Source organism: Pseudoalteromonas sp. 2CM32C (genome assembly GCF_023161925.1).
GTDB lineage: Bacteria > Pseudomonadota > Gammaproteobacteria > Enterobacterales > Alteromonadaceae > Pseudoalteromonas > Pseudoalteromonas marina.
Genome location: NZ_JALNTI010000001.1, coordinates 233,588 through 258,579 on the forward strand (window position 1 = coordinate 233,588; position 24,992 = coordinate 258,579).

A 24,992-nucleotide genomic window follows, 5' to 3' on the forward strand; every position below is an offset into this window, starting at 1 on the left:
TTAATATTCACTGCGATAGAGTGAGCCATCGCGCTGCTGAATTTTTTCATTTCCCCACATTACATTGATTGGGATCTCGGTACTGCCAGCAGATAAAACTTGCTTATTGCTAATGTTTACCATGCGCGCATTTACAATGTATGCATGCTGTTGACGTGTCACGGTGCCGGTGATTATAAGGTCAATATTTTGGCGCTCTCGTAACTGTTCTAAATTACGGGTCAGCGCGCTGTCGGCATTATGAGATAAGTGTAGGTTATTTGCTAAGCGATATTCGACCGTGTGATAACCCATTTGCGTCATTTTGGTTAATATGCTTTCTTGTATTTGTTGGCTTAAGCCCGACGCTTGCTGCGTCATTAGCTTAGTGTCGAGCGCATCTGCAAAATAAAAGCTACTCACACCTATGCGAGTATTGTTGCTTAATGGACCTTTTAAATGACTTAATTGCACAGTTAAGTTGTGTACATAGTCACTTACTGTATAAGGTGCCATCGCTGCTTTTGGGGCATATGTGCTTATACTTGGCTCGGGTTCAGGAATTAAACTGCACGCGGCCAAGTTAATTAATAATAAGGGTAGTAAAAGGCGCATAGTTGCCATCCTCTTGTGATCATACAAGAGACTAAGCAATTATTATGCCTAGAGGGTTGGTTGTGGTTTTTCCTGCGTATAATAGGTGACAAAACAATTAATTTTTTGCTGTTTTAAAGCTTCGCAAGCGGTTGTTGCTTGTTTATTTTTTTTATATGCGCCTAACTTTAAACGATAAAACGTATTGGTTTTTATTACTTTAGTTTCAACATTAACAGCTATGTTATTACTAAAAAACGTCGGTATTTTACGTTTTAAATTAGCCAGTGCCACGTTTAATTTAGCTTTACTATTAAATGCTGCTACTTGAATAGCGAAAAATGCCTGGTCGCTTTTTAAAATACTTTCTGTTGAAGTGGTTGTTTGAACGTTGTTTGTTCCAGCCGTATTGGTTTCGTCAATGGCTTTTAAACGAGTAGTCAGCTTTGATAGCTGCCCTTCTAGCTCAAGCAGGTCGTTAACTTTAGGCTCAACTGTTTTCCACTCATTTGCAGACTGTTTGAGCGCTTTTAAATCATCGCTTGAAATAAGGACAGTGTTTGGTGTTGTTGAACTCGGTGGCGCTTTTTTAGATGAAGTACACCCTGTTATAACGAGCAAAACCCCAATACAAAATAAAGTGTTTATAAATTCCTTTTTAATAACCATACCTTTTACCTACCACCCTTTTGATTATGGTCAGGTATTTTATGGATAAAAAAATTTTTAGCAAGTTACTATTTTAACTACAGCTTTACGGGTTTATCTGTGTAGTTACTCACTATGCAGTCAAGCTTATACACTTTAAATACTTCGCAGTCTGCTTTGGCATTTTTTAGATTTTGGTACGAACCTAACTTAAGCCTGTAAAACGTTTTTTTGTTAATTTTTGCGGTTTCAACATTGGTCAGTATTTTTTTTCTGAATAAGGGGGCAGCTTTGGTGTTTAGCTCTTTCCACGCTTTTGCGATGTCTTTTTCTGAGTCAACCGATGCCACTTGCAGAGCAAAAATATGTCTAGGTGTATTAAGTTTAACTGTCTGCTTTTTATTTCTGTATTGATTAACGCTTTGGCTACGCGAACGAGCAGCTTGCTGATTGTGAATTGTGCGCGTGCTGTACGAGCTATTTGTAGGCTGATTAGATTGGGCTATTGCCTTACTGTTAATAATATCTATGTGATTAACAAGGTAGGTAATTTCTTTTTCTAGCTTTAAAATACGCTCTATACCCGCTCTTGCTTGCTGCCATTGCAATGCTGCATCTTTTAACTGAGCCAGCTCTAATGCAGTAATAGGTACATACTCAGGCGAATTAGTTTGTGTTTCTGGTGCTGGCACTAATTTAGCTTCAGGCGTAATAGAGCATGCTGTACCAAATAGCAGTATCAGCAGGCTTAAAAGTAATCCTGTTATTTTTTTGTTATTTATTAACATTTATTCGTTGTCCTGAAAGCAGTGCTATCACACTTACATTTCAATTAAACATTCTCTTTAGAAAGCGTTTAACCTTACTTTAAATTTTCGAGCCACACCCTAGCCCTTTGTAAAAATAAGCGTATTTAATTCAATAAACTTATGTTTTTTTGACTCCTCCATGAGAGCACATTTCAATACAATTTTAGTGCCACTTAAAACAAACATTACAACATAAATTACATTATGTCTGTAAAGTAATCAAAACTATTCTAATTTTTACATTAAAAAAACAAGTTATGCAAAAAACAATAAAAAAAGCGCCTAATTAGGCGCTTTTTGCTGATTAAATGTAAACGGTTATATCAGTGTTTTAATAAACGTTTTTAACTCACCGGCAAATTCGTCACGACGAAGTGCAAACTCAATGGTTGCTTTTAAATAACCAATTTTACTACCGCAATCGTGGCTTCGGCCTTTCATTGCGTAAGCATCTACTTTTTCGCTTTGCATCAGCATAGCGATAGCATCGGTCAGCTGAATTTCATCGCCAGCACCTTGCGGCGTTTTTGCAAGTAGTGGCCAAATGTTTTCACTTAACACGTAGCGCCCAACTACGGCTAGGTTTGAAGGTGCCTCGTCAACCGGTGGTTTTTCTACCATGCTAACAATTGGTGAGCTTTCACCCTGTGCTATTTCGGTGCCACCTAAGTCCACCACACCAAATTTATCTACTTCTTGCATTGGTACAGGCTCTACCATAATTTGGCTGTGTTTAGTTTGTTCAAAGTGAGCGATCATCTCCGCAAGGTTGTCTTTTTTAAGATCGCTCTCAACGTCATCTATAATCACATCGGGTAAAATAACGACAAACGGTTCGTTACCAATAATTGGCGCGGCGCAATTAATAGCGTGGCCTAGCCCTTTAGCTTCGCCTTGGCGCACATGAATTATTGTTACATCTTTAGGGCATATAGCTTGCACTTCGGCAAGCAATTGCCGCTTAACACGCTTTTCAAGCGTTGCTTCTAACTCAAAGCTGGTATCAAAATGGTTTTCGATAGAGTTTTTACTTGAGTGCGTGACAAGTACTATTTCTTTTATGCCTGCGGCAACCGCTTCGTTTACTACGTATTGTATTAAAGGTCGGTCTACGACAGGAAGCATCTCTTTAGGGATTGCTTTTGTGGCTGGTAGCATGCGCGTACCAAGTCCCGCTACTGGGATCACTGCTTTCATGTTGTTTTCCTTAATCGGTTATTATACTGAAAATGGATATTGAATTGCGTCATGGCATTGATAGCCAGTTACTTCAAAATCGTCTCGGGTAACCCACGTTTCTATGTCTTCAAGTGACTTTATATTTGGATTAATTGTAAGTGTAGGCGATTCAAATGGTTCGCGCTTGAGCTGGACGTCGCGCATTAATTCGAGCTGATTTTCGTAAATATGAGCGTTAGCTATTTTATGATACGCCTTACCCGGTTTGTGGCCGGTAATCTGAGCGACCAATGCAAGCAATACAAAACATTGAATTTGATTAAAATTTAGCCCCAACGGCACATCGCAGCTGCGCTGATAAGATGTTAAGTAAAGCGTGTCACCTAATAGTGAAAACGTATGCGTGTGCATGCAAGGTCTTAAACAACCTAGTTCAAATTCACCTGGGTTATAAAACGTGATTATTTCACCACGATCATCAATGCCATTTTTTAAATTGTTAATTACCTTAGCTAGCTGATCGAGTGTTGATCCATCAGGGCGTTGCCAGCCGCGGCCTTGGACGCCGTAAACGCGCCCCATATCGTCTTCACCTTTACGATTTGGGTTATTAAGCCAAGCTTGGTTATCGTTGGCATTAGCATCCCATGTTTTACAGCCAATTTCACGAAATTGCGCTGCGCTATCGTAGCCTCGTAAATAGCCAAGTAACTCTGCAATGGCGGCTTTATAGTAACTTTTACGCGTTGTGATCATCGGGAACTGATTGTTTGCTACATCATATTCTAAATCGGCGTTTATAACGGTTAAGCAACGTGTGCCTGTGCGTTTGTTTTCTACCCATTGACCTTCGTCAACGATACGCTGACATAATTTTAAATATTGTTTCATGCTTTTATTATGCCTTTGCTGCTGTTACTTGCTGCGGGTTTTTATAAGCCCAAATTAATAAACCTAAACCACCTATAATCATAGGCAGTGACAGTATTTGTCCCATAGAAATAAAGTCGGCAAATAAGCCTAGTTGTGCGTCTGGTTGGCGGAAGTATTCAATACCAAACCTAAATACACCGTAACCTAATAAAAATACACCGCCAACACTGCCCGCAGGGCGTGGTTTTTTAATAAACCATAGCATAATTAAAAATAAAACGAGCCCTTCAAAAAAGGCTTCGTATAACTGCGAAGGGTGGCGAGCAAGCGGCCCGCCGGTTGGAAATACCATAGCCCAAGGTACGTCTGATACACGCCCCCATAACTCACCATTTATAAAGTTACCTATACGCCCTGCTAATAACCCCACTGGCACTAGTGGCGCTACAAAATCGCCAACTTGTAACAGTGATTTTTTGCGTGTCCACGAAAAAATAGCAACGGCTGTAATTACGCCCAGCGTACCACCATGAAACGACATACCGCCCTGATCGATGCGGAATAAGTAAAGTGGGTTTTCTAAAAAATAACTAAATTGGTAAAACAATACATAGCCAATACGACCACCAAGTATGACCCCTAACATGCCATAAAATAATAGATCACTTACCTGCTCTTTGGTCCAGCCAGAATTAGGCTTTGCCGCTTGACGATTTGCAAACCACATCGCAAATGCAAAACCAATTAAATACATCAATCCGTACCAACGTACGCTCAGTGGTCCAATCGAAAAAATAATTGGATCGATTTGAGGAAACTCAAGTGCCATAAAAATAAACCTTTAGCTAAAAACCATTTTAATTGCGATAACAACAAGCAGTACCGCGAAAACTTTCTTTATTGTATTAACAGGTAAATAATGAGTTGCTTTAGCCCCGTAAGGCGCCACAAACCACGACGTAATAACAATACCAAATAACGCAGGTAAATATACAAACCCTGCAAAACCATGTGCTAAGTCGGTCACCTTCCAACCCGCGCTAATGTAGCCAATAGAGCCAAATAAGGCAATTACAATGCCCGAAACGGCAGCGCACCCAATGGCTTTTCTTATATCAATGGAGAAGTAATTGAGCATAGGCACAATTAACGCTCCACCACCAATACCAATCAAGCCCGATAAACCGCCCATAATAGCGGAAATACACCCTAAAATAGGACCCGGTGGGAGCGGCTTAGTTGATGAGGGTTTATTACGTGATGATAGCGCCATTCTAGCTGCAATAAATACAACACTTACTGCAAATACACTACGAAGTAACTGCTCCGGTATTAAGCTTGCGGCAAAGCCACTAATTAAAGCCCCTACTGCTACACCAGCCATAACCCAAGGCGCAACATGCCAAGGCACATTATCATTTTTATGATGAGCCAATGCTGAAGACGTAGAAGTAAATAAAATAGAGGCCAAAGAGGTCGCAATCGAAATAACTACAACATGTTCTGCAGATGTAACATTAAATAAAATCAGCAATGTGCTCAGTGCAGGCACAATTATTAATCCGCCGCCAATACCTAATAACCCTGCTAAAAAACCAACAATACAGCCTAGTAGTGCGCAACATGCGACCAACAAACCTAAGTCATACATAGTTATCTCAAATGCCTTTTGAAGGCTTATATGTTAAAGGATTATAAAACGAATAGCATCTGCGTATTAAAATTAATTAAGTCAGTACTTTTTACTTTGGGGTATAAAATAGGTCACCTAAATTATGTTCTAACATAAAATTACGCGTTAAACGCAGGACCTGTTTAGCTGTTGATTGTGCTAAACACTCGCTCAACAACTGCTCCATGTCGGCAACGCTCAAACGCCTAAGCACCCATTTTACCTTATTTAAAGACGATAAGTTCATACTCAATCGTCTGTAGCCCATAGCTATTAGCAATATGGCCCCTTCTGGGTCACCACCAAGTTCACCACATAAACTAAAGGGTAATTCGTAATTTTCACACTCACTGGCTATTTTACTTAAAACTCTGAGCACCCCGGGATGATAAGGATTAAAAAGCTCAGCAACACGCGCGTTGGCTCTATCTACTGCCAATAAATATTGTGTTAAATCGTTACTGCCTACTGAACAAAAATCTACTTTTTTAGACCATTCAGGCAACATAAACACACTGGAAGGCACCTCAAGCATAATACCAATATCGGGGCGATCTATTTGCTGCTCAGGAAAATGTTCGTTGAGTTCAAAATAAGCTTGTTCAAATAACCCTAATGCTTCATCTACTTCTTCAGTGCCGCTGATCATCGGCAGCATTATTTTTAAATTGCCTAGCCCTATATTTGCCTTAAGCATTGCTTTGAGCTGATCTAAAAATAACTCGGGGTGATCAAGGCTAATACGTATACCGCGCCAACCCAAAAATGGGTTTTCTTCGGTTATATTAAAATAGTCGAGCACTTTATCGCCGCCAATGTCGAGCGTACGCATTACAACGGGATTTGGGTAATAACTAGTGAGCACTTCTCGATACCAATTCTCTTGCTCTAACTGAGAGGGAAACTGGCCTTTTTGCATAAACCACGCTTCAGTGCGGTATAAACCTACGCCGTCGCAAACATGAGCGTTGTTTTGATCTGTTTTTAACTCTAGTCCGGCATTTAACAATAAACTGACGTGTTCGCCATCTGAAGTAATAGACTCATACTCTTGCTCTGCTAAAAAGCGATTATTTAACAGGTTATCTTGATGTTGTAAGTCTGCGTACTCATCTAATAACATCTGCGAGGGTGAGATATACAAGCGCCCTGCAAAAGCATCTAAAATCATTGGTTTACCATCAAATTGAAGTAATGGTAAATCTTCTATCCCCCAAATAGCAGGGATCCCCATTGCGCGAGTCAAAATAGAAGCATGGCTATTGGCAGAGCCATTAACACTAACAACTCCTGCTAAATGCCCCTTTGGTACTTCAGCAAGCATGGCGGGGGTTAATGTATTAGCAATCAAAATAGTATTTGGGGGGTAATCTTTTATTGCGTGTTCAGTATTAACTAAGTGATGCAATACGCGTAAGCCTATGTCTTTAACATCAACAGCACGCTCTTTTATGTATGGGTCTTGCATCGCATTAAATTGCGAAATTAAACGCTCAATCACAATTTTAAGTGCGCTTTTTGCACACCATCCCTCGAGTAACTGAACCTCTACATTGTGACCTAAACTTTTAGCATCCAATAACTGTTGGTAAACATCAAATACGGCTAACGCCTCTTGAGGAATAGAGTCACTCAACGTCATCGAAAGCGTGTTAAATTCTTTTCGTGTGGCGGCCACCGCTTGAGTAAATAGCCGCCGCTGCTCTGTTACGTCACTATTTTTTTGAAGCTCAATTGATTTAAAGTCAAGCTTTGGTAAAAGTACAAAAGCAGTACCTATACCTATACCCGGCGCACTGGATACACCTTTTAAAACGGATGTTTGATGAGATGACTCGTCTTGGCGAAGTACTTCTTTGATTTCGGCATGTGCCAATTGTGAAGCAAGCTGAGCAGAAAGCGTTATTAAAAATGATTCTTCATCTTGGCTGAAAACACGGGCCATTTTTTGTTGAACAACAATAACGCCTAACACTTTTTTTTGATGTACCACAGGCACCGATAAAAAAGCATTATAGCCTTCTTCGTTTACCTCAGGAGAGAGCTTAAAACGCGGGTGTGATTTAGCAAAGGCAATGTTTATGGGCTCTTCGCGTTGAGCAACTAATCCCACTAAGCCTTCTGTAAAGCCAATTCTAAACTTACCAACCGCATCAGGATTTAACCCTTCGGTAGCCATAAGCACAAAGTTGTCTTGGCTATAATCAGCAAAATAAATAGAGCAGCACTGGGTTTTCATGGCGTCTTTAACCATTTGCACAAAGCACACTAATGCAGTGTCTAAATTCGCTTGTTGCGATACAGACTCAGCAATAGACCTCAATGTTGCCAGCATGTCCTGCTCCTTTATTTTACTATAATGTTATTACCTTTTACTTCGCCAGTGGTCTTTATGTTGTTCTCTTTTATTAAAAGGCATAGCGAAAGGAGCAAACTCCTTCATTACACGTCGGTAAACGTCCCGTTTAAACGACACAACCTGCCTTACAGGATACCAATAGCTCACCCAACGCCAGTCATCAAATTCTGGGTGATGAGTTTTAAGTAAGTTTACATCTTCGTCTTTACAACGAAGTTTTAGTAAAAACCATTTTTGTTTTTGCCCAATACACACCGGACTTGAGTCGCGACGAATTAATCGTTTGGGTAATTTATAGCGTAACCAATGTTTTGAACTTGCGACAATTTCTACATCTTCTGGTCGCAGTCCGACCTCTTCGTGTAATTCACGGTACATAGTTTGTTCTGGTGTTTCACCATCATCAACACCGCCTTGGGGAAATTGCCAAGAGTGCTGACCATAGCGCCTGGCCCAAAATACTTGTCCCTGATTATTGCAAATTACAATTCCGACATTGGCACGAAAACCTTCGGCATCAATCACCTTAGTGCCTCATTTGTAAGTCGATTTTTAATGATTGTTCCACATTAGCCGCAATACGGCAAACACTATTATAAGCGAGCCGCTGGGTAAGTGTAATTTACACTCAGCTCAAAGATGAAAATACTGAGATACGAGTAAAAAGATTTAAAAAAATGTATAAAAGCTATTGCAGTTATTATTTCACTCTAGTTACTCACAGTTTGTGCATAACTTTTAAAAAACACGTTCATTTTGCAAACAAATCCACAATACAAGATCGAAAACGTGTTGTTCTCCACAGATTCTGTGGATAAACATGTTTATATAGTTGTATTTATCCCTGTAACTTTTATTACGCCCAATACAATCAACTCTCGCCAACAAAAAAAAGCCAAGCTAGTCAGCAACTTAACAAATTAGGTGCAACTTTCACAATGTATAAAATTAACACACCCAACCACCGAACAAAAAACACACAACCCTAAAGATATCCACGGCTTAGCTGATTTGCTATCATGAGCATGGTATTTATTCAACTCAAATTAGTGCTATGCGTCCAACTAAACCACATTCAATTAATGACCTTATTCAACGTGTTAACAGTATTGCAGGCCTTACGCTTGGACAGCTTGCCGAGCAATATAACTTTAAAACCCCTGATGACTTATTAAGAGAAAAAGGCTGGACGGGTCAATTAATTGAGTACGTTTTAGGTGCAACAGCAGGTTCTAAACCCCTTCCAGACTTTGAGGATTTAGGTATTGAACTCAAAACGCTGCCTATTTCCTATAAGGGCAAACCTCTTGAAACCACCTTTGTATCGGTAACACCACTAATAAACGTAACGGGCATGACATGGCACACTAGTGCGGTTCGTAAAAAGCTTAACCACGTTTTATGGCTTCCGGTTTTAAGCGAGCGAGATATAGCACCGTTTAATAGAACCATTGGCAGTGGCTTTTTATGGCAACCAACGCCTGAGCAGGACGCTAAACTACAACGAGACTGGGAAGAGCAAATGGAGCTTATTGCGCTTGGTAGGGTTGATGAAATATCAGGCCATTTAGGCGATGCAATGCAAATTCGTCCAAAAGCCGCTAATAGCAAAATTGTGACAGATGCCATTGGCCCAAACGGGCAAATAATAAAAACCCTCCCGCGTGGTTTTTACTTAAAAACCAGTTTTACAGGTGACATTTTAAAGCAACAATTCACTTTGTGAGCGTTTTATTATCAGGGACTTCGTTGAGCACTTTGTTAATAACGTAAAAAAAATGAAATAGACCTAAAATGATATTCACAAACGTCAAAACCAAACTTATACCTATACTACTTTTAGTATTAGAGTTTTTATTTAGAAAAAAAATAAAGCCTAAAAAAATAAGCAAAAATGGTAAGACGAGAATGTAATAAAAAGATGAGTGAAAATACATTATTTAAAACTCCTAAAAAGGGGAGTTCCCCCCTAAATTTAAATTATTGAGCGTTGCATTTACGCTTTTTTATTGATGTATAAATACACCAAATAAAATATGCAAACCCAGCGGGGAAAAATAACATCGTTAAAATAAAGTTAAGTATAACGTTATGTTTAACGTTTGTTTTTAATGTCGCTTTTTTTAATAAATAAGCCATTGTTAACGCTATAGGCAATATTACTATTAAGTAACTGTAATCGTTGACTGAAATATTCACTTTAATTAAAGCCATTAAGTTGTGTAAGGATTGATAAGGAAAGCGCTGCAGAAAAAATGAAATGTTTTTTCACTACAATTCCCTGTAAGTTGAAGTTCATATTAACAAAAAAACCTAAAATAGAAATAAAAAATCCCCGCATTGGCGAGGATTTTATAGCTTAAAAATTAAAACCAGCTTCTAAAAAGAATTACTGACCTTTAACTTCTTTTAAACCGTTGTACGGTGCTTTAGCGCCTAATTGCTCTTCAATACGAAGCAATTGGTTGTACTTAGCTACGCGATCAGAACGACTTAATGAACCCGTTTTGATTTGACCTGCCGCAGTACCTACTGCTAAATCAGCAATTGTTGCATCTTCTGTTTCACCAGAACGGTGAGAGATAACAACAGTAAAGCCAGCGTCTTTCGCCATTTTAATAGCTGCTAACGTTTCAGTTAGTGAGCCGATTTGGTTAAACTTAATTAAGATTGAGTTAGCAATACCGTTGTCGATACCACGTTTTAAAATCTTAGTGTTAGTTACGAATAAATCATCACCTACTAACTGGATTTTATCGCCCATTAATTTAGTTTGGTGAGCAAAGCCATCCCAATCAGACTCATCTAAGCCATCTTCAATAGAAACGATTGGGTATTGCTGAGTAAGCTCTTGCAAGAAGAAGTTAAATTCTTCAGACGTGAATTTTTTGCCTTCACCTTTAAGATCGTAGATGTTTGCTTCTTTGTCGTAAAACTCAGAGGCAGCACAATCCATTGCAAGCGTAATATCTTTACCTAGCTCGTAACCTGCGTTTGCTACCGCAACTTTAATTGCTGCAAGTGCTGCTTCGTTAGACTCAAGGTTTGGCGCAAAGCCACCTTCATCACCTACAGCTGTTGAGTGACCATCTGCTTTAAGTACTTTTGCTAGGCTGTGGAAAACTTCTGCGCCCATACGTAAGCCTTCACGGAAGTTTGAAGCGCCAACAGGTTGGATCATAAATTCTTGAATATCTACAGAGTTATCTGCGTGTTCACCACCATTGATGATGTTCATCATTGGAAGTGGCATTGAATAAACACCCGGTGTGCCGTTTAAATCAGCAATGTGCTCGTATAGTTCTACTTTTTTAGACTGAGCTGCGGCTTTAGCTGTTGCTAGTGATACTGCTAAGATTGCATTTGCACCTAATTTTTCTTTGTTTTCAGTGCCGTCTAAATCTAGCATTACTTTATCAACTGCACTTTGGTTAAGTGCGTCTTGGCCAGCTAGCGCATCAGCAATTTCTTTATTGATGTAACCAACCGCGTTTAATACGCCTTTACCTAAGTAACGCGCTTTGTCACCATCACGTAACTCTAATGCTTCGCGAGTACCAGTAGATGCGCCAGAAGGTGCTGCCGCACGACCCCATGAGCCATCAGCTAAATGTACATCAGCTTCAACAGTTGGGTTACCACGCGAGTCCATGATTTCGCGACCAATTACTTTTACGATATTTGACATCTTGTTTCCTCTATATTCCCAAAATGGTGAGTTTTGTTTACTTTACTATGTTTTGCATAGTTTAGTCAGTCTTAAAACAAAAAAGCCGTGCAATATATGCACGGCTTTTTATAAATTACGACGACGCTTTTTGGTGGATATGCGCTGCTGCTACAAATCCTTCAAATAGCGGGTGACCATCACGTGGTGTTGACGTGAATTCCGGGTGGAACTGCGCGGCAATAAACCAAGGGTGATCTTTGTTTTCAATAATTTCTACTAGTTTTTTATCTTCAGATAAACCAGAGAATGTTAAACCTGCTTTTTCAAGTTGATCTACAAAGTTGTTATTAACTTCATAACGGTGACGATGACGTTCTACAATTTCGTCGCTACCGTAAACTTCGTGTACCTTAGAACCTGGTGCTAAGTGACATTTTTGAGCGCCTAAGCGCATTGTGCCACCAAGATCTGATTTCTCGTCACGAACTTCTACTTTACCTTCGGCGTCTAACCACTCAGTAATTAAACCTACAACAGGCGCTGCTGATTTAGCATTAAATTCTGTTGAGTTTGCATCGGTTAAGCCTGCAACATTACGTGCATATTCAATAAGCGCCACTTGCATACCTAAACAAATACCTAAGTAAGGCACTTTATTTTCACGTGCGTATTTAGCCGCTAAAATTTTACCTTCAACGCCACGACCACCAAAACCGCCTGGTACTAAAATAGCATCAAGATGAGAAAGCAGCTCTACACCTTTGCTTTCTAAGTCTTGTGAATCAACATATTCAATGTTGATAGTTAAACGGTTTTTAAGACCCGCATGTTTTAAAGCTTCGTTAACCGACTTGTATGCATCGGGTAATTCAATGTATTTACCAACCATACCAATGGTTACTTCACCCGTAGGGTTAGACTCTTGGTACAATACTTGTTCCCACTCAACTAAATCAGCTTCAGGTGCGTCTAAGTGAAAACGACGACATACAAAGTTGTCTAGTTCTTGTGATTTTAACAGTGCTGGAATTTTATAAATACTGTCTACATCGGGTAGTGAAATTACCGCTTTTTCTTCTACATTGGTAAACAATGCAATTTTTGCACGCTCATTGTTAGGTAACTTACGGTCTGAACGACAAATTAGAATATCTGGCTGAATACCAACAGAGCGAAGTTCTTTAACTGAGTGCTGTGTTGGTTTCGTTTTCACTTCGCCTGCAGGGCCTAAGAAAGGCACTAACGTTAAGTGAATAAAGAGTGCGCGTTCGCGACCTATCTCTGTGCCCATTTGACGAATTGCTTCGATAAACGGTTGTGATTCAATATCACCTACTGTGCCACCAATTTCAACAATTGCTATATCATGGCCTTCAGCGCCTTCGTAAACACGCTGTTTAATATCGTTAGTGATATGAGGGATAACCTGAATAGTTGCGCCTAAGTATTCACCACGACGCTCGCGACGTAATACGTCTTCATATACGCGGCCTTGCGTGAAGTTATTTCGGCTAGTCATTTTGGTGCGAATAAAACGTTCGTAGTGACCTAAATCAAGATCAGTCTCTGCGCCGTCTTCTGTAACGTATACTTCACCGTGTTGAATTGGGCTCATTGTGCCTGGGTCAACGTTGATGTAAGGATCCAGCTTTAAAATAGTAACATTTAAGCCACGGGCTTCTAAAATAGCCGCCAACGATGCTGCTGCAATACCTTTACCCAACGAAGAAACAACCCCGCCAGTAACGAAGATAAATTTTGTACTCATGCGAACCCTAGAATATCAGGAATTAAAAGGAATATAACACCCAAAAAAATGGCTATGGGCATATCATCAAGACGGGGCGAAATTGTACCAAAACACGCTTTAGCAATCCAGCTAAAATTAGCGAATGAGCGATTAAAAAACGTGCGCTATTTTATTTATGTTTTTTGATTGCTTCCCATGCATTATCCATTTCTTCAAGGCTTGCCGTGTCTAAGCTTTTACCTTGTTCTTGCAAGTACGCCTGTACCTTTTCAAATCGGGCAGAAAACTTGTCATTTGCATTTCTGAGGAGCTGCTCTGGGTCGCGTTTAACGTGACGCGCTACATTAACAGTGGCAAACAGTAAATCGCCAAGCTCCTCTGCTGTGTGATCCGACAAGGGGTTTTGTGTTATTGCACCTTTAACTTCAAGTACTTCTTCGCTTACCTTATCAAGCGCACCATGATAGGTGGGCCAGTCAAATCCCATTGAAGCTACTCGCTGTTGAATTTTTTTAGCCTTGCTAAGGCTTGGCATATTTGCAGGAATATCTTGCCATAACAGTGATTCTTCAGATATTGCTTTTTCGCTTCGCTCTTGGGCTTTAATAGCTTGCCACTGAACTGACAACTGCTCATCATTGAGGGCTTTTTTCTCGCCAAAAACATGAGGGTGGCGACGTGTTAATTTTGCATTTAATTGTTCTATTATGTCGTTAAAGTCAAACAAGCTTTGCTCTTGAGCTAATTGGGCATAAAACACTATTTGAAACAGTAAGTCTCCAAGCTCATTTTTAAGCTCATTTAAATTACCCGATTCTATACAGTCGGCAACTTCGTAGGCTTCTTCAAGTGTATGCGGCACAATTGATTTAAAGTCTTGTTTGAGATCCCAAGGGCAACCACCATTGGGATCTCTTAGTGTTTGCATAATATTAAGTAATTCTGTTAATGCTGAATGGTTAGCCAAAGCTACTGCCCTCGCTTAGCATGGTGAACACCTTCAATTTGGTGCAATTTAGACAGTACACGGTTAGTGCCCGATAAATCATGTACTTCTATTTGCATGGTAAATACTGCTAACTGGTCAGCGCCCACCGTATTTACATTCATGTTAAGTACGTTTACTTTTTCGTTAGCCAGTACAGAACTGATATCGCGAATTAGTCCAGATCTGTCGCTTGCTTCAATTTTTATACTGAGCGCGTATGATCCATTTATATCTTCAGACCAACTAACTTCAACAACACGCTCTGGGTGCTGAGTTTTCAAATTATTAAATGAATCACAATCATCACGATGTACACCAATACCACGGCCTTGCGTGATATAACCGATGATCTGATCACCTGGAACGGGGCGGCAACATTTAGCAACGTGACTCATTAAACTACCCACACCATCAACCACTATGCCGTTTTTATCGCCCGTTACTTTGCTTGGAGCTTTAAAACGAATAACAGGTTCGTCTTCTGTACGGTCAGTAACAAAATTAAGCATTTGGTTAAGACGCACATCGCCTGCTCCAATTGCGACCATTAAGTCATCAAGCTCTTTAAAGTTAAATCGCTTGATTGCTGGGGCTAAATCTTTGTATGTTAAATCAAGCTTTTGCAGCTCGTTATCAAGAATCTCTTTACCCGCACTTAGGTTTTTATCGCGGTCAAGTTGCTTAAACCAATGGTGTATTTTGGCACGTGCACGAGATGATTTAATATAACCCAGTGACGGATTTAACCAATCTCTACTGGGATTTGGCTGTTTTTGTGTGAGAATTTCGACCTGATCGCCCGTCGTTAATTGATGCGTAAACGGCACTATTTTGCCAAATACTTTTGCGCCAATACAACGATGTCCCACATTAGAATGAATGTAGTAAGCAAAATCGAGCGGCGTGGCCCCTAATGGTAGATCAAAAATATCGCCGCGCGGGGTAAATACATATACACGGTCTTCAACAACTTGGTTTTTTAGCTCTTCAGCTAAATCGCCGCCATCCACCACTTCTTCCTGCCATTGCAGTAATTTACGTAACCAGCTAATTTTTTGCTCGTAACCCGAGCCTCGCCCAGGTAAAGCCCCTTCTTTGTACATCCAATGAGCGGCTACACCGAGTTCTGCATCTTGATGCATATCTTGCGTGCGTATTTGTATTTCTACGGTTTTGCCCTCAGGGCCAAAAACAACGGTATGAATTGACTGATAGCCATTTTGCTTAGGCGTTGCAACATAGTCATCAAACTCTTTGTTCAAATGGCGCCAGTTGGTATGCACTATACCGAGCGCACCGTAGCAATCTTGCAAGCGGTCAACCACAATACGCATAGCACGTATGTCAAAAAGTTGATCAAACTCGTAGTTTTTTTGCGCCATTTTTTTGTAAATACTGTAGATATGCTTAGGACGACCATATACCTCAGCCTCTATACCTGCTTCACTTAAACGGCTTTTAACCTGTTCTACCATGTCTTCCATATAGGCTTCACGGGCAAGACGTTTATCATCAAGCTGTTTTGCTATTTTTTTGTACGTATCTGGGCGTAAATACCTGAACGATAAATCTTCAAGTTCCCACTTTAACTGGCCAATACCAAGTCGGTTTGCTAAAGGAGCAAAAATGTCGGCTGTTTCTTTGGCGGCAATAACACGCTCTTCTTCACCTGCATTTTTAACGTTACGTAAATGACATACCTGCTCAGCAAGTTTAATCACCACAGCGCGCACATCCTCAACCATGGTTAATAACATTTTACGAATATTATCGACTTGAACAGTGCCTTTACCTTGGTGCGACAAAGTACTAATAGTCGCCATTTGAGAAACCCCCGTTAACAACAAAGATATATTGCTTCCAAGCTGCTCTTGAACGGTTTCAAGGGAGACCACATCATTTAAAAAATAGGGTGTTAGATACGCTGTAGCTAACGACTCAGCATCGAGGTTTAACTCGACTAAAATTTCCACCATTTCTATGGCTGTATTTTGCCAGTCTTGGTTATCACTTTTAACACAAAGCGCTTGCGCCTTATTAAGCAACTGAGTCTTTTCTGTAGATAGGTCGAGTGCTTTTAATCGTGTAAAAAGATCACCCGCTTCATCTTGTTGATGTGATTGACGTGTCGCTACCATAATGCGCTTTACCTCCGTTGAAATAACGCCATAGTTTCAATATGCCCAGTATGAGGAAACATATTCATTAGCCCAACTTTGTTGAGCTCAAAGCCTGCTTGCGAAATAATAGCGCTGTCACGGGCTAAGGTAACAGGGTCGCAAGAGACGTATAAAATTGTTTTAAATTGCTTTAAAGGTAATTGCTCTAATATAGCCATTGCACCAGTACGTGAAGGGTCTAATACCAACACATCTAGGTTTTTATTAAACCACTGCGCATTTTGTATTTTTTGCGTTAAATCAAAACAATGAAACTGCGCGTTACTGATAGAGTTAGTTTGCGCATTTTGCGCGGCCATTGCAACCGCTGAAGCAACACCTTCTATACCAATAACCGTTTTTGCTTGTTTTGCCAGCACAAGTGAAAAGTTACCAATACCACAAAATAAATCTAATATATTTTCATTACCACTTAAACCAAGCCAATCTACCGATTGTTTTAACATAGCTTGATTAACTTGAGCATTAACTTGAATAAAATTATCCAAACCAAACTCAAATTTTAGTTTAAATTCATCTAGGTAATAGTAAGGCATAGTAATATTAGTATGGTCAATTACATCACTTTCGCTTTGCCAAATAACTGAGTATTTGTAAGGCGTACAGGCTTTTATTACCACAGCTTTTACTTCATCACTAATTGCTTTAGTGTGACGAATGACAACAAAGTTATGCGTTTCACTTTGGCATAATTGTAGGTGGCTTATACTGTGTAATGGCTTATTGTGATTAATTAATTCATCAAAGAGTGTAAAAACAGTTTCATAGGCGTCAGTCAAAACCGCACACTTATTAATACTTACAATATTTTTTGAACCACTCGCTCTGTACCCTATACGCATTTTTTTAGCGGCCTTATCAAACATAACCGCTACCCGTGCACTTCGCCTATAATGCGTTGAACTACTTAATAATGGAGCTTGCCAGTTTAAATTTGTTTGCTTGGCAAATTTTTCGAAAAGCTGTTCAACTGCTGCTTGCTTTTCAACTACTTGCTGGTTTACATCTAAATGCTGTAATTGACAGCCTCCACAATGGTTATAATGCTCACAAAAAGGCGCTACTCTGGCTTCACTTGCTTTAATCACTTTGTGTGTAATTGCACTACTGTAACGCGCCTTATCATCAACAAGGGTCGCTTTTACTTTCTCGCCCGGTAATGCGCCTGCGACGAAGCACACTTTATTGTTATATTTTGCTATGCCACGGCCTTGGTGATCCATATTTGTTATATCGAGCACCACTGACTTTTGTTGAAGAGGTTTTTTTTTCGCTTTAAAAATTTGCGCCATGTGGCATTACCTTACATTTATTTAGGTTAAAACTCGTAACTAATCACGTGTAGGTGAAGCTTTGAGAATAGGCATCGAAACGTATATACTCAAAACATACTAATAATGATAATAATGCTCCCACTATGACCAAATTAGGCTTACGTGATTCTGTTTTAACTTTGACCCTGATCCCCACGGTGATCATTGGATTGCTGCTTGGTGGTTATTTTACAGTAAATCGTTACATTGAGCTTGATGAAATTTTATATCAGCAAGGTGCAACTATTTCAGAGCCTTTAGCAATTGCCTTAGAACAACCGCTTCTTGATAAAAATAAAGTATTACTAAATCGTTTAATCAGTTTTACACATAATCGGCACTCCCCGTCTATTAAATCAATTGCTATATTTGACACTAACAACGAGCTGTTGATGACGAGTAATTACCACCGTTCATTCGATGAATTAATTAATCAAGCGTCTCTTGCATCACTTAAAGCCACAAAAATAGAATCCTCAAAAGATATAATTACTTTCTATACGCCAATTGTTGGTCATTCTTCACCTAATACTCAATGGGACGCTTCAGCCTTTCAAACATCGTTAGGTACGGTCATTTTACAGCTAAACAAAGATAAAGCCGTTATAGGCCAACAACGCGCCTTACTTATTAGTGGCATAGTTATTATTTTATCTTTGGTATTAGCGGCAATTATGGCATTTAAACTTAGCCGCATGTTCATGACCCCTTTAAATAAGTTAGTGCTTGCAACCGACAAACTCGTTGAGGGAAAAAGAAGTACAGGCCTTACTGATACCATGTTGGGTGAATTTGATATTCTTCGTGAAGGATTAAATACCATAGCCGATACTATGGTGATGCAAAAAGACGAAATGCAAAAAAATATTGACCAAGCAACCAGTGATTATCGTGAAACGCTTGAACAATATGAAACGCAAAATATTCAGCTCACAATGGCAAAAAAAGAAGCACAAGATGCCAACCGTGTTAAGTCTGACTTTTTAGCAAAAATGAGTCACGAGTTACGTACGCCACTTAATGGTGTAATGGGATTTACCCGCCAGCTTTATAAAACACCACTGAACAAGCATCAAAAAGATTACCTCGATACAATCATGTTATCGGCTAATAGTTTAATGACTATTATCAGCGATATTTTAGATTTTTCTAAACTAGAAGCTGGAGCGATGGAACTTGAATCGATTCAATTTCAATTGCGCGATGCAGTAAATGAAGTAATGACATTACTTGCCCCAAGCGCCCATGAAAAACAGCTTGAGCTCTCTATTTATATAAACCCACAAGTCCCTGACGATTTGACCGGCGATCCTACTCGCTTTAAACAAGTACTTATTAATTTATTAAGTAACGCAATTAAATTTACCGAGCAAGGTTCTATAAAAGTAGATATTAGCTACCGTTTACTTGATGAAGAAAGTGCCTCTGTTTTAGTCTCGGTAACAGATACCGGTGTGGGTATACCAATGGATAAGCAAGATTCATTGTTTACTCCTTTTGGCCAAGCAGATTCAAGCATTACGCGCAAATTTGGGGGTACCGGCCTCGGCCTGATTATCACGAAACATATTGTTGAAGCGATGAATGGTCGAATATCGTTAAACTCAGCGCCTGGTAACGGAACGTGTTTTACATTTAATAGTGTTTTTAGACTGCCTAATCACGTATTTACAAACGATCTACCAAGTAAGTCACTCATTGGTAAGCGTATTTTATACCTTGAGCCGCACGAGCATACGCATCATGCTGTACTGTCTTTATTGACTGAGTGGCAAGCAAATGTAACGCCATGCTTTAACGAAGCCAGCTTTTTATCGGCCGTAGAAAATACCCAAACTAAATTTGATATTTGTTTAATTGGTCACATGGCATCGGTAGATCACATGCAACTATTAAAAGGCTATGTAAAAACGGTAAGAGACTCGACCGACTATTTATATTTAATGCTTAATACCGTTTCACATAATATGCGTGAGGCGTTTATTGGCAGCGGTGCAGACGCTTGCTTAAGTAAGCCGCTTAATCATCGTAAGTTATGTGAAGTGCTTGCCGCACCATATAGACTCGACCATCCTGTTCATAATATAGAGCAGAGCGAGCAAAAATTATTACCGCTTAAAGTGCTGGTTGTTGATGATAACGATGCTAATTTAAAACTTATATGTACATTGCTCGATGAACAGGTTGAAGTAATTGATACAGCTCATAATGGTTCACAAGCTTATAGTTTAAGTAAAAGCCATAAGTACGATGTTATTTTTATGGACATTCAAATGCCGATAATGGATGGCATAACCGCATGTAAACTTATCCAAGAGTCATCCCTTAATGAAGATACACCTATAATAGCAGTAACTGCGCATGCCCTGCATAGTGAAAAAGAACAACTACTGAAAGATGGATTTAAAGGATATTTAACCAAGCCTATTGATGAAGATACACTTAAACAAATTATTAGCGACCACAGCCCACAAACGCCAATAAATCGTGAAAAAAGCAAAAATGAAATACCACAAAGTCCAGCGCCTTTTGAGAGTAGCCGAATAGATTGGCCCCTTGCATTACAACGCGCTGGTGGAAAAAACGAATTGGCGCTTGAAATGCTTAATATGCTGCTTTTAAGCGTACCAGAAACGCTTAATTTACTGACTAAAGCTATTGATGATGAAGCTTGCGAACAAGTACTCAGTATTGTGCATAAATTTCATGGTGCGTGTTGCTACACCGGTGTACCGAAATTAAAATCGTTAGCTGAAACTATTGAGACTTCCCTTAAAAATGAGTGCGTGCTCGAAAATATAGAACCTGAACTTTTTGAGCTACAAGATGAGCTTGAAAACCTATTGGTTGACGCAAAAATGGACAGTAAAAACAAAAAAGACGTGCTTTAAGCGCGTCTTTCAATTAGACCTTAACACTTATACCTGATTGTTAAGTTAAAACAGCTATTTATAATTTAAGTTAAATCCGCGCTTCAATCATTAGGCGCTTCATATCACGCACCGCTTTATCTAGGCCATCAATGGCGGCACGCGCAATAATAGCGTGGCCTATATTTAACTCATAAATTTCTGGCATAGCCGCTATTGGTTTTACATTATGGTAATTTAAACCATGTCCTGCATTTACAATTAAGCCTAAACTTGCTGCGTATTGTACACCTTGACGAATGTGTTCAAGTTCTTTGCTTAAGTCGCTATCGTTTGTTGCATCTGCGTATGCACCGGTGTGTATTTCTACATAAGGTGCGCCACAGGCTTTTGCAGCATCTAATTGTGCAGTATCCGCGTCAATAAATAATGAAACTTTGATACCTGCATCAGTAAGGGCTTTAGTTGCCGCTTTTATTTTTTCTATATTACCTGCAACATCTAAACCGCCCTCAGTGGTCAATTCCTCTCGTTTTTCCGGCACTAAACAAACATATTCAGGCTTCACTTCTAAAGCAATAGCAATCATTTCATCGGTTACTGCTGTTTCGAGGTTCATACGCGTTTGAATGGTTTTTGCCATTACGTACACGTCACGGTCTTGAATGTGGCGGCGGTCTTCACGTAAATGAATGGTAATGCCGTCTGCACCGGCGTGCTCTGCAACGCTTGCTGCATGCGCTGGGTCAGGATACGTTGTTCCTCGTGCTTGGCGAAGCGTTGCAATGTGATCAACATTTACACCCAAAAGAATATCTTTCATTGTTTTACCTGTAAAATTACGTTTATTGAGAGGCCGTAAATAACTCACGACTTTTTAATGGCTTATTACCTAACAAAGGTTTTAGTAAATAGCGACTTAACTGTTTTGCCATATATAACACATCCTTTCGGCTAAAGTCATGATTTGCTATTGCTTGAAGCTGTTCACCGCTAAAACCTGAGCGAGTATCTTCTTGGATAACAAACCCAAGTTCAGAGAAATAACTATACGTAAGCGCTTCATCTATTGGCTCACCGTTGGTATCAAAACTAAAATCAACACCGTAACCCAGTAATTCTAGTAATTGAAATTCGTACGAACGCAAAACAGATTGCAAATTGGCGCCATGGTTTAAGTTTTCTAAATGAGATTTATAAAGCTCGTAAGCTTGTTCAATAGGCTCATTAACAGGCACTATTCTGTTTGTTAACTCGTTTAAATAAAACCCACAATAAAGCTCGTCACCAGATAGAAAAAGCGGTGCGCCGTGCAGCTCAAATTTATTAATGTATTTTAAATCGTACTTACCACTATAGTGAACAAGTAGAGGTTGAAAGGGTTGTAATTGCGCTTTGTGTTTAGTGGCCTGGCGGCCACTAATTCGTGCGATCATTCTAAGCTGGCCAACGCCTTCTACTAGCATATCGAGCATTACTTGTGAGTCACTATAAGGACGTCGGTGTAATAAATATGCGGTATAGAAGTCACTATCCATAAAGTAGGTTACTTACTATTTTAGTCTTCACCATAGCCTAGGCTTCTTAGTGCGCGTTCGTCATCAGCCCAACCAGACTTAACTTTTACCCAAAGCTCTAAAAATACTTTGTTATCGAGCATTTCTTCAAGGTCTTTACGGGCTTCACGGCCAATTACTTTTAGCTTTTCGCCTTTGTTACCAATAACCATGCGCTTTTGTGTTTCACGTTCAACTAAAATTAACCCATTGATATGCCAAACACCGTTTTCTTGCCACTTAAACTGCTCTATTTCAACAGTAACCGAGTAAGGTAATTCTTCACCCATAAAGCGCATTAGCTTTTCACGGATAACCTCTGCAGCCATAAAGCGCATAGAACGATCGGTTACGTAGTCATCAGGAAAGTAAAACTCACATGGCGGAAGACGTTTGGTTACTTCGTCTTTTATAAGGTCAACATTTTTACCTTGCTTAGCAGAAACGGGCATAATGCTCACAAAGTCAAACTTATCGCCTAATAACTTCATGTGCGGAAGCACTAAATCACGGTCTTTCACTTGGTCAATTTTATTAATAACCAACATCACTGGCTTACCGCTTTGCGATACTTTATTAAGTACCATTTCATCATCAGCAGTCCAGTGTGTTCCTTCAACCACAAAAATAATCAGTTCTACGTCACCAATCGAACTAGACGCAGCTCGATTCATTAAACGGTTAATTGCGCGCTTTTCTTCTATGTGAAGTCCCGGCGTATCAACATAAACGGCTTGATGCTTACCTTCTGTATGAATACCCATAATACGGTGGCGCGTTGTTTGCGGCTTACGTGAAGTAATACTGACTTTTTGCTCAATAATCTCATTGAGTAAAGTCGATTTACCTACGTTAGGACGTCCTACAATGGCAATCATGCCACAAAATGTATCAACATCACCTTCATGAGGTTGTATTAGGGTATCAAGATTCATTTTTAATTATCTTCAATGCTTTTTCAGCAGCTTTTTGTTCGGCCTTACGGCGTGAGCTACCAACAGAAATTATGCTATCCATTCCATCAACAATACATTCAACCGTGAATGTTTGATTGTGCGCTTGGCCCTTTGTATCAACCACAGTGTAGCCTGGTAAAGGAAGTTTGCGACCTTGTAGATGCTCTTGCAGCAGGGTCTTCGGATCTTTTTGATTAAGCCCTGGTGAAATAGCATCTAAGCGTGATTCGTACCACGATAAAATAAGCTCGCTGCAACGCTCAATACCTGAATCTAAAAATGCAGCACCAATTATGGCTTCTACTGCATCGGCAAGTGTTGATTCGCGGCGGAATCCACCACTTTTAAGCTCACCTGGGCCTAAACGTAAGTAATCACCTAAACCAAATTCAACGCCAAACTCAGCAAGTGTTTGACCACGTACCAGTGTTGAACGCATGCGGCTTAAGTCGCCTTCACGTGCTTTAGGGAATTTGGCATAAAGTGCATTAGCAATAACAAAACTCAAAATTGAGTCGCCTAAAAACTCCAAGCGCTCGTTATGCTGACCTTTGTGACTGCGGTGCGTCATTGCCTGTTCAAGTAAACCTTGATCAGAAAACTCGTAGCCGATTTTGTTGTATAACTCTGTTACATTTTTTTTCATTGTTACTGAATATTACCTAGGCGTTCAAAGCGAACACCAGTTGGAACCCATCCTGGTAAAACATCATCAGGGCCATTCTCAAATTCAAAACTCATCCATATAAAGACAGCTTTCCCCACCAAGTTTTCTTTTGGTACAAATCCCCAAAATCGACCATCTTCACTATTATCGCGGTTGTCACCCATCATAAAATAGTGATCTGCGGGTACAACCCACTCATCGGTGCGAGTACCAGCTTGTCTAAAGTAGCGACCTTTTTTCTCTGGAACCTCAGGGTAAATTAAAATATCGTGACCATCTTCTGTTAGCGATTCATTTATTCGAACCGATTCCATGCCTTTTAGCATAAACTCGCCTCTATCTTTCACTTCCATATCAATTTTGTTGTACTCACCACATTGTAAGTTACTGCGGCTTACTTCACCTTCAGCACACTTTGGCTGAATGTATAGGTGCTTATCGCGGTATACAACCTTATCGCCAGGTAGTCCTATTGTTCTTTTGATGTAGTCAATTGTTTCATTACCAGGAAACTTAAAAACAACAATATCACCGCGTTCTGGCTCGTCCATCTCAACTAATTGAGTGCGCCAAACGGGGTCTTTTATACCGTATGAATACTTTTGTACTAAAATAAAATCGCCCACGAGTAGTGTTGGCATCATTGAACCTGACGGAATTTGAAAAGGTTCAAAGATAAACGATCTGAAAATAGTAATAGCAGCAATCATCGGAAAAATCGATTTTGCAGTTTCAGTTAATACTGGCTCTGGTGCAATTAATGCTGCTGTTTCATCATCTAACTTTGCGCCAGCAGAGGTTTGTGCTAACGCTAAACGCTCTTGCCTTTTTGGTGCATACATTAAGTGGTCTATTAACCATATTAAGCCTGAGCCTAAGGTTAACAGCACCAATAAAATTGAAAAGTAACCAGCCATTTATAATCCTTT

The 24,992-nt window shown here is 39.8% G+C and carries 21 protein-coding genes; 2 read left to right on the forward strand and 19 right to left on the reverse strand.

Annotation, left to right across the window (positions count from 1 at the left end; genetic code table 11):
* The 9 genes from MTF67_RS01130 to rppH all read right to left on the reverse strand — a co-directional run bounded on the left by MTF67_RS01130 (position 1) and on the right by rppH (position 8,638).
* Positions 1 to 594, reverse strand: a complete 594-nt coding sequence (locus MTF67_RS01130; protein ID WP_010555877.1) for a FlgO family outer membrane protein — start codon at positions 592 to 594, stop codon at positions 1 to 3.
* A gap of 48 nt (positions 595 to 642) precedes the next feature.
* The gene (locus tag MTF67_RS01135) at positions 643 to 1,242 is read right to left on the reverse strand and encodes an SPOR domain-containing protein (protein ID WP_248518490.1); all 600 of its coding nucleotides are present in this window, start codon (positions 1,240 to 1,242) and stop codon (positions 643 to 645) included.
* Between the two features lie 77 nt (positions 1,243 to 1,319).
* Positions 1,320 to 2,009: an SPOR domain-containing protein gene (locus MTF67_RS01140; RefSeq protein WP_248518491.1), complete on the reverse strand. Its 690-nt coding sequence runs from the start codon at positions 2,007 to 2,009 to the stop codon at positions 1,320 to 1,322.
* A 339-nt stretch (positions 2,010 to 2,348) separates the two neighbouring features.
* Positions 2,349 to 3,227 carry a UTP--glucose-1-phosphate uridylyltransferase GalU gene (galU, locus tag MTF67_RS01145; RefSeq protein ID WP_010555874.1) on the reverse strand — a complete coding sequence of 293 codons (879 nt, stop codon included), beginning with the start codon at positions 3,225 to 3,227 and terminating at the stop codon, positions 2,349 to 2,351.
* A 21-nt stretch (positions 3,228 to 3,248) separates the two neighbouring features.
* Entirely contained in the window at positions 3,249 to 4,100 is an 852-nt protein-coding gene (locus MTF67_RS01150) for a thymidylate synthase (RefSeq protein ID WP_039036550.1), read from the reverse strand.
* A gap of 7 nt (positions 4,101 to 4,107) precedes the next feature.
* The gene (gene lgt, locus MTF67_RS01155; RefSeq protein ID WP_008132732.1) at positions 4,108 to 4,911 is read right to left on the reverse strand and encodes a prolipoprotein diacylglyceryl transferase; all 804 of its coding nucleotides are present in this window, start codon (positions 4,909 to 4,911) and stop codon (positions 4,108 to 4,110) included.
* A 12-nt stretch (positions 4,912 to 4,923) separates the two neighbouring features.
* Positions 4,924 to 5,733: a sulfite exporter TauE/SafE family protein gene (locus MTF67_RS01160; protein ID WP_006792676.1), complete on the reverse strand. Its 810-nt coding sequence runs from the start codon at positions 5,731 to 5,733 to the stop codon at positions 4,924 to 4,926.
* A gap of 91 nt (positions 5,734 to 5,824) precedes the next feature.
* Positions 5,825 to 8,089, reverse strand: a complete 2,265-nt coding sequence (gene ptsP, locus MTF67_RS01165) for a phosphoenolpyruvate--protein phosphotransferase (RefSeq protein ID WP_039036549.1) — start codon at positions 8,087 to 8,089, stop codon at positions 5,825 to 5,827.
* 30 nt (positions 8,090 to 8,119) lie between these two features.
* Positions 8,120 to 8,638 carry an RNA pyrophosphohydrolase gene (rppH, locus tag MTF67_RS01170; protein ID WP_006792674.1) on the reverse strand — a complete coding sequence of 173 codons (519 nt, stop codon included), beginning with the start codon at positions 8,636 to 8,638 and terminating at the stop codon, positions 8,120 to 8,122.
* A 529-nt stretch (positions 8,639 to 9,167) separates the two neighbouring features.
* Here rppH and mutH point away from each other — a divergent pair.
* On the forward strand, positions 9,168 to 9,839 hold the full coding sequence (gene mutH, locus MTF67_RS01175; RefSeq protein WP_248518492.1) for a DNA mismatch repair endonuclease MutH: 672 nt from the start codon (positions 9,168 to 9,170) through the stop codon (positions 9,837 to 9,839).
* Between the two features lie 663 nt (positions 9,840 to 10,502).
* On the opposite strand, the gene eno is transcribed toward mutH, so the two are convergent.
* The 5 genes from eno to rlmD all read right to left on the reverse strand — a co-directional run bounded on the left by eno (position 10,503) and on the right by rlmD (position 17,993).
* Positions 10,503 to 11,801: a phosphopyruvate hydratase gene (gene eno, locus MTF67_RS01180; protein WP_006794158.1), complete on the reverse strand. Its 1,299-nt coding sequence runs from the start codon at positions 11,799 to 11,801 to the stop codon at positions 10,503 to 10,505.
* Positions 11,802 to 11,916: 115 nt separating this feature from the next.
* A complete protein-coding gene (locus MTF67_RS01185; protein WP_006794157.1) occupies positions 11,917 to 13,551 on the reverse strand; it encodes a CTP synthase in 1,635 nt (544 codons plus the stop codon).
* A 151-nt stretch (positions 13,552 to 13,702) separates the two neighbouring features.
* Complete coding sequence (mazG, locus tag MTF67_RS01190) at positions 13,703 to 14,500, reverse strand: nucleoside triphosphate pyrophosphohydrolase (protein WP_248518493.1); 798 nt, start codon at positions 14,498 to 14,500, stop codon at positions 13,703 to 13,705.
* A gap of 2 nt (positions 14,501 to 14,502) precedes the next feature.
* Positions 14,503 to 16,659 carry a GTP diphosphokinase gene (relA, locus tag MTF67_RS01195; protein ID WP_248518494.1) on the reverse strand — a complete coding sequence of 719 codons (2,157 nt, stop codon included), beginning with the start codon at positions 16,657 to 16,659 and terminating at the stop codon, positions 14,503 to 14,505.
* An 8-nt stretch (positions 16,660 to 16,667) separates the two neighbouring features.
* Entirely contained in the window at positions 16,668 to 17,993 is a 1,326-nt protein-coding gene (rlmD, locus tag MTF67_RS01200) for a 23S rRNA (uracil(1939)-C(5))-methyltransferase RlmD (RefSeq protein ID WP_248518495.1), read from the reverse strand.
* A 125-nt stretch (positions 17,994 to 18,118) separates the two neighbouring features.
* Between rlmD and barA the strand changes: the two genes are divergently transcribed.
* A complete protein-coding gene (gene barA / locus MTF67_RS01205) occupies positions 18,119 to 20,905 on the forward strand; it encodes a two-component sensor histidine kinase BarA (RefSeq protein WP_203984458.1) in 2,787 nt (928 codons plus the stop codon).
* 70 nt (positions 20,906 to 20,975) lie between these two features.
* Here the strand turns inward: barA and pdxJ are convergent, their stop codons facing one another.
* From pdxJ to lepB, 5 genes are read right to left on the reverse strand one after another with little or no spacing between them, the layout of a single operon-like run.
* Positions 20,976 to 21,707 carry a pyridoxine 5'-phosphate synthase gene (gene pdxJ / locus MTF67_RS01210; RefSeq protein WP_248518496.1) on the reverse strand — a complete coding sequence of 244 codons (732 nt, stop codon included), beginning with the start codon at positions 21,705 to 21,707 and terminating at the stop codon, positions 20,976 to 20,978.
* 22 nt (positions 21,708 to 21,729) lie between these two features.
* Positions 21,730 to 22,422, reverse strand: a complete 693-nt coding sequence (gene recO / locus MTF67_RS01215) for a DNA repair protein RecO (protein ID WP_248518497.1) — start codon at positions 22,420 to 22,422, stop codon at positions 21,730 to 21,732.
* Positions 22,423 to 22,442: 20 nt separating this feature from the next.
* Positions 22,443 to 23,375, reverse strand: coding sequence for a GTPase Era (gene era, locus MTF67_RS01220; RefSeq protein ID WP_008132750.1), 933 nt, complete (start codon positions 23,373 to 23,375; stop codon positions 22,443 to 22,445).
* Positions 23,365 to 24,042, reverse strand: coding sequence for a ribonuclease III (gene rnc, locus MTF67_RS01225; RefSeq protein WP_006794149.1), 678 nt, complete (start codon positions 24,040 to 24,042; stop codon positions 23,365 to 23,367). Before rnc ends, era begins: the two co-directional genes overlap by 11 nt.
* Positions 24,043 to 24,044: 2 nt before the next feature.
* Complete coding sequence (lepB, locus tag MTF67_RS01230) at positions 24,045 to 24,980, reverse strand: signal peptidase I (RefSeq protein WP_008132752.1); 936 nt, start codon at positions 24,978 to 24,980, stop codon at positions 24,045 to 24,047.
* Positions 24,981 to 24,992 lie beyond the last annotated feature (12 nt).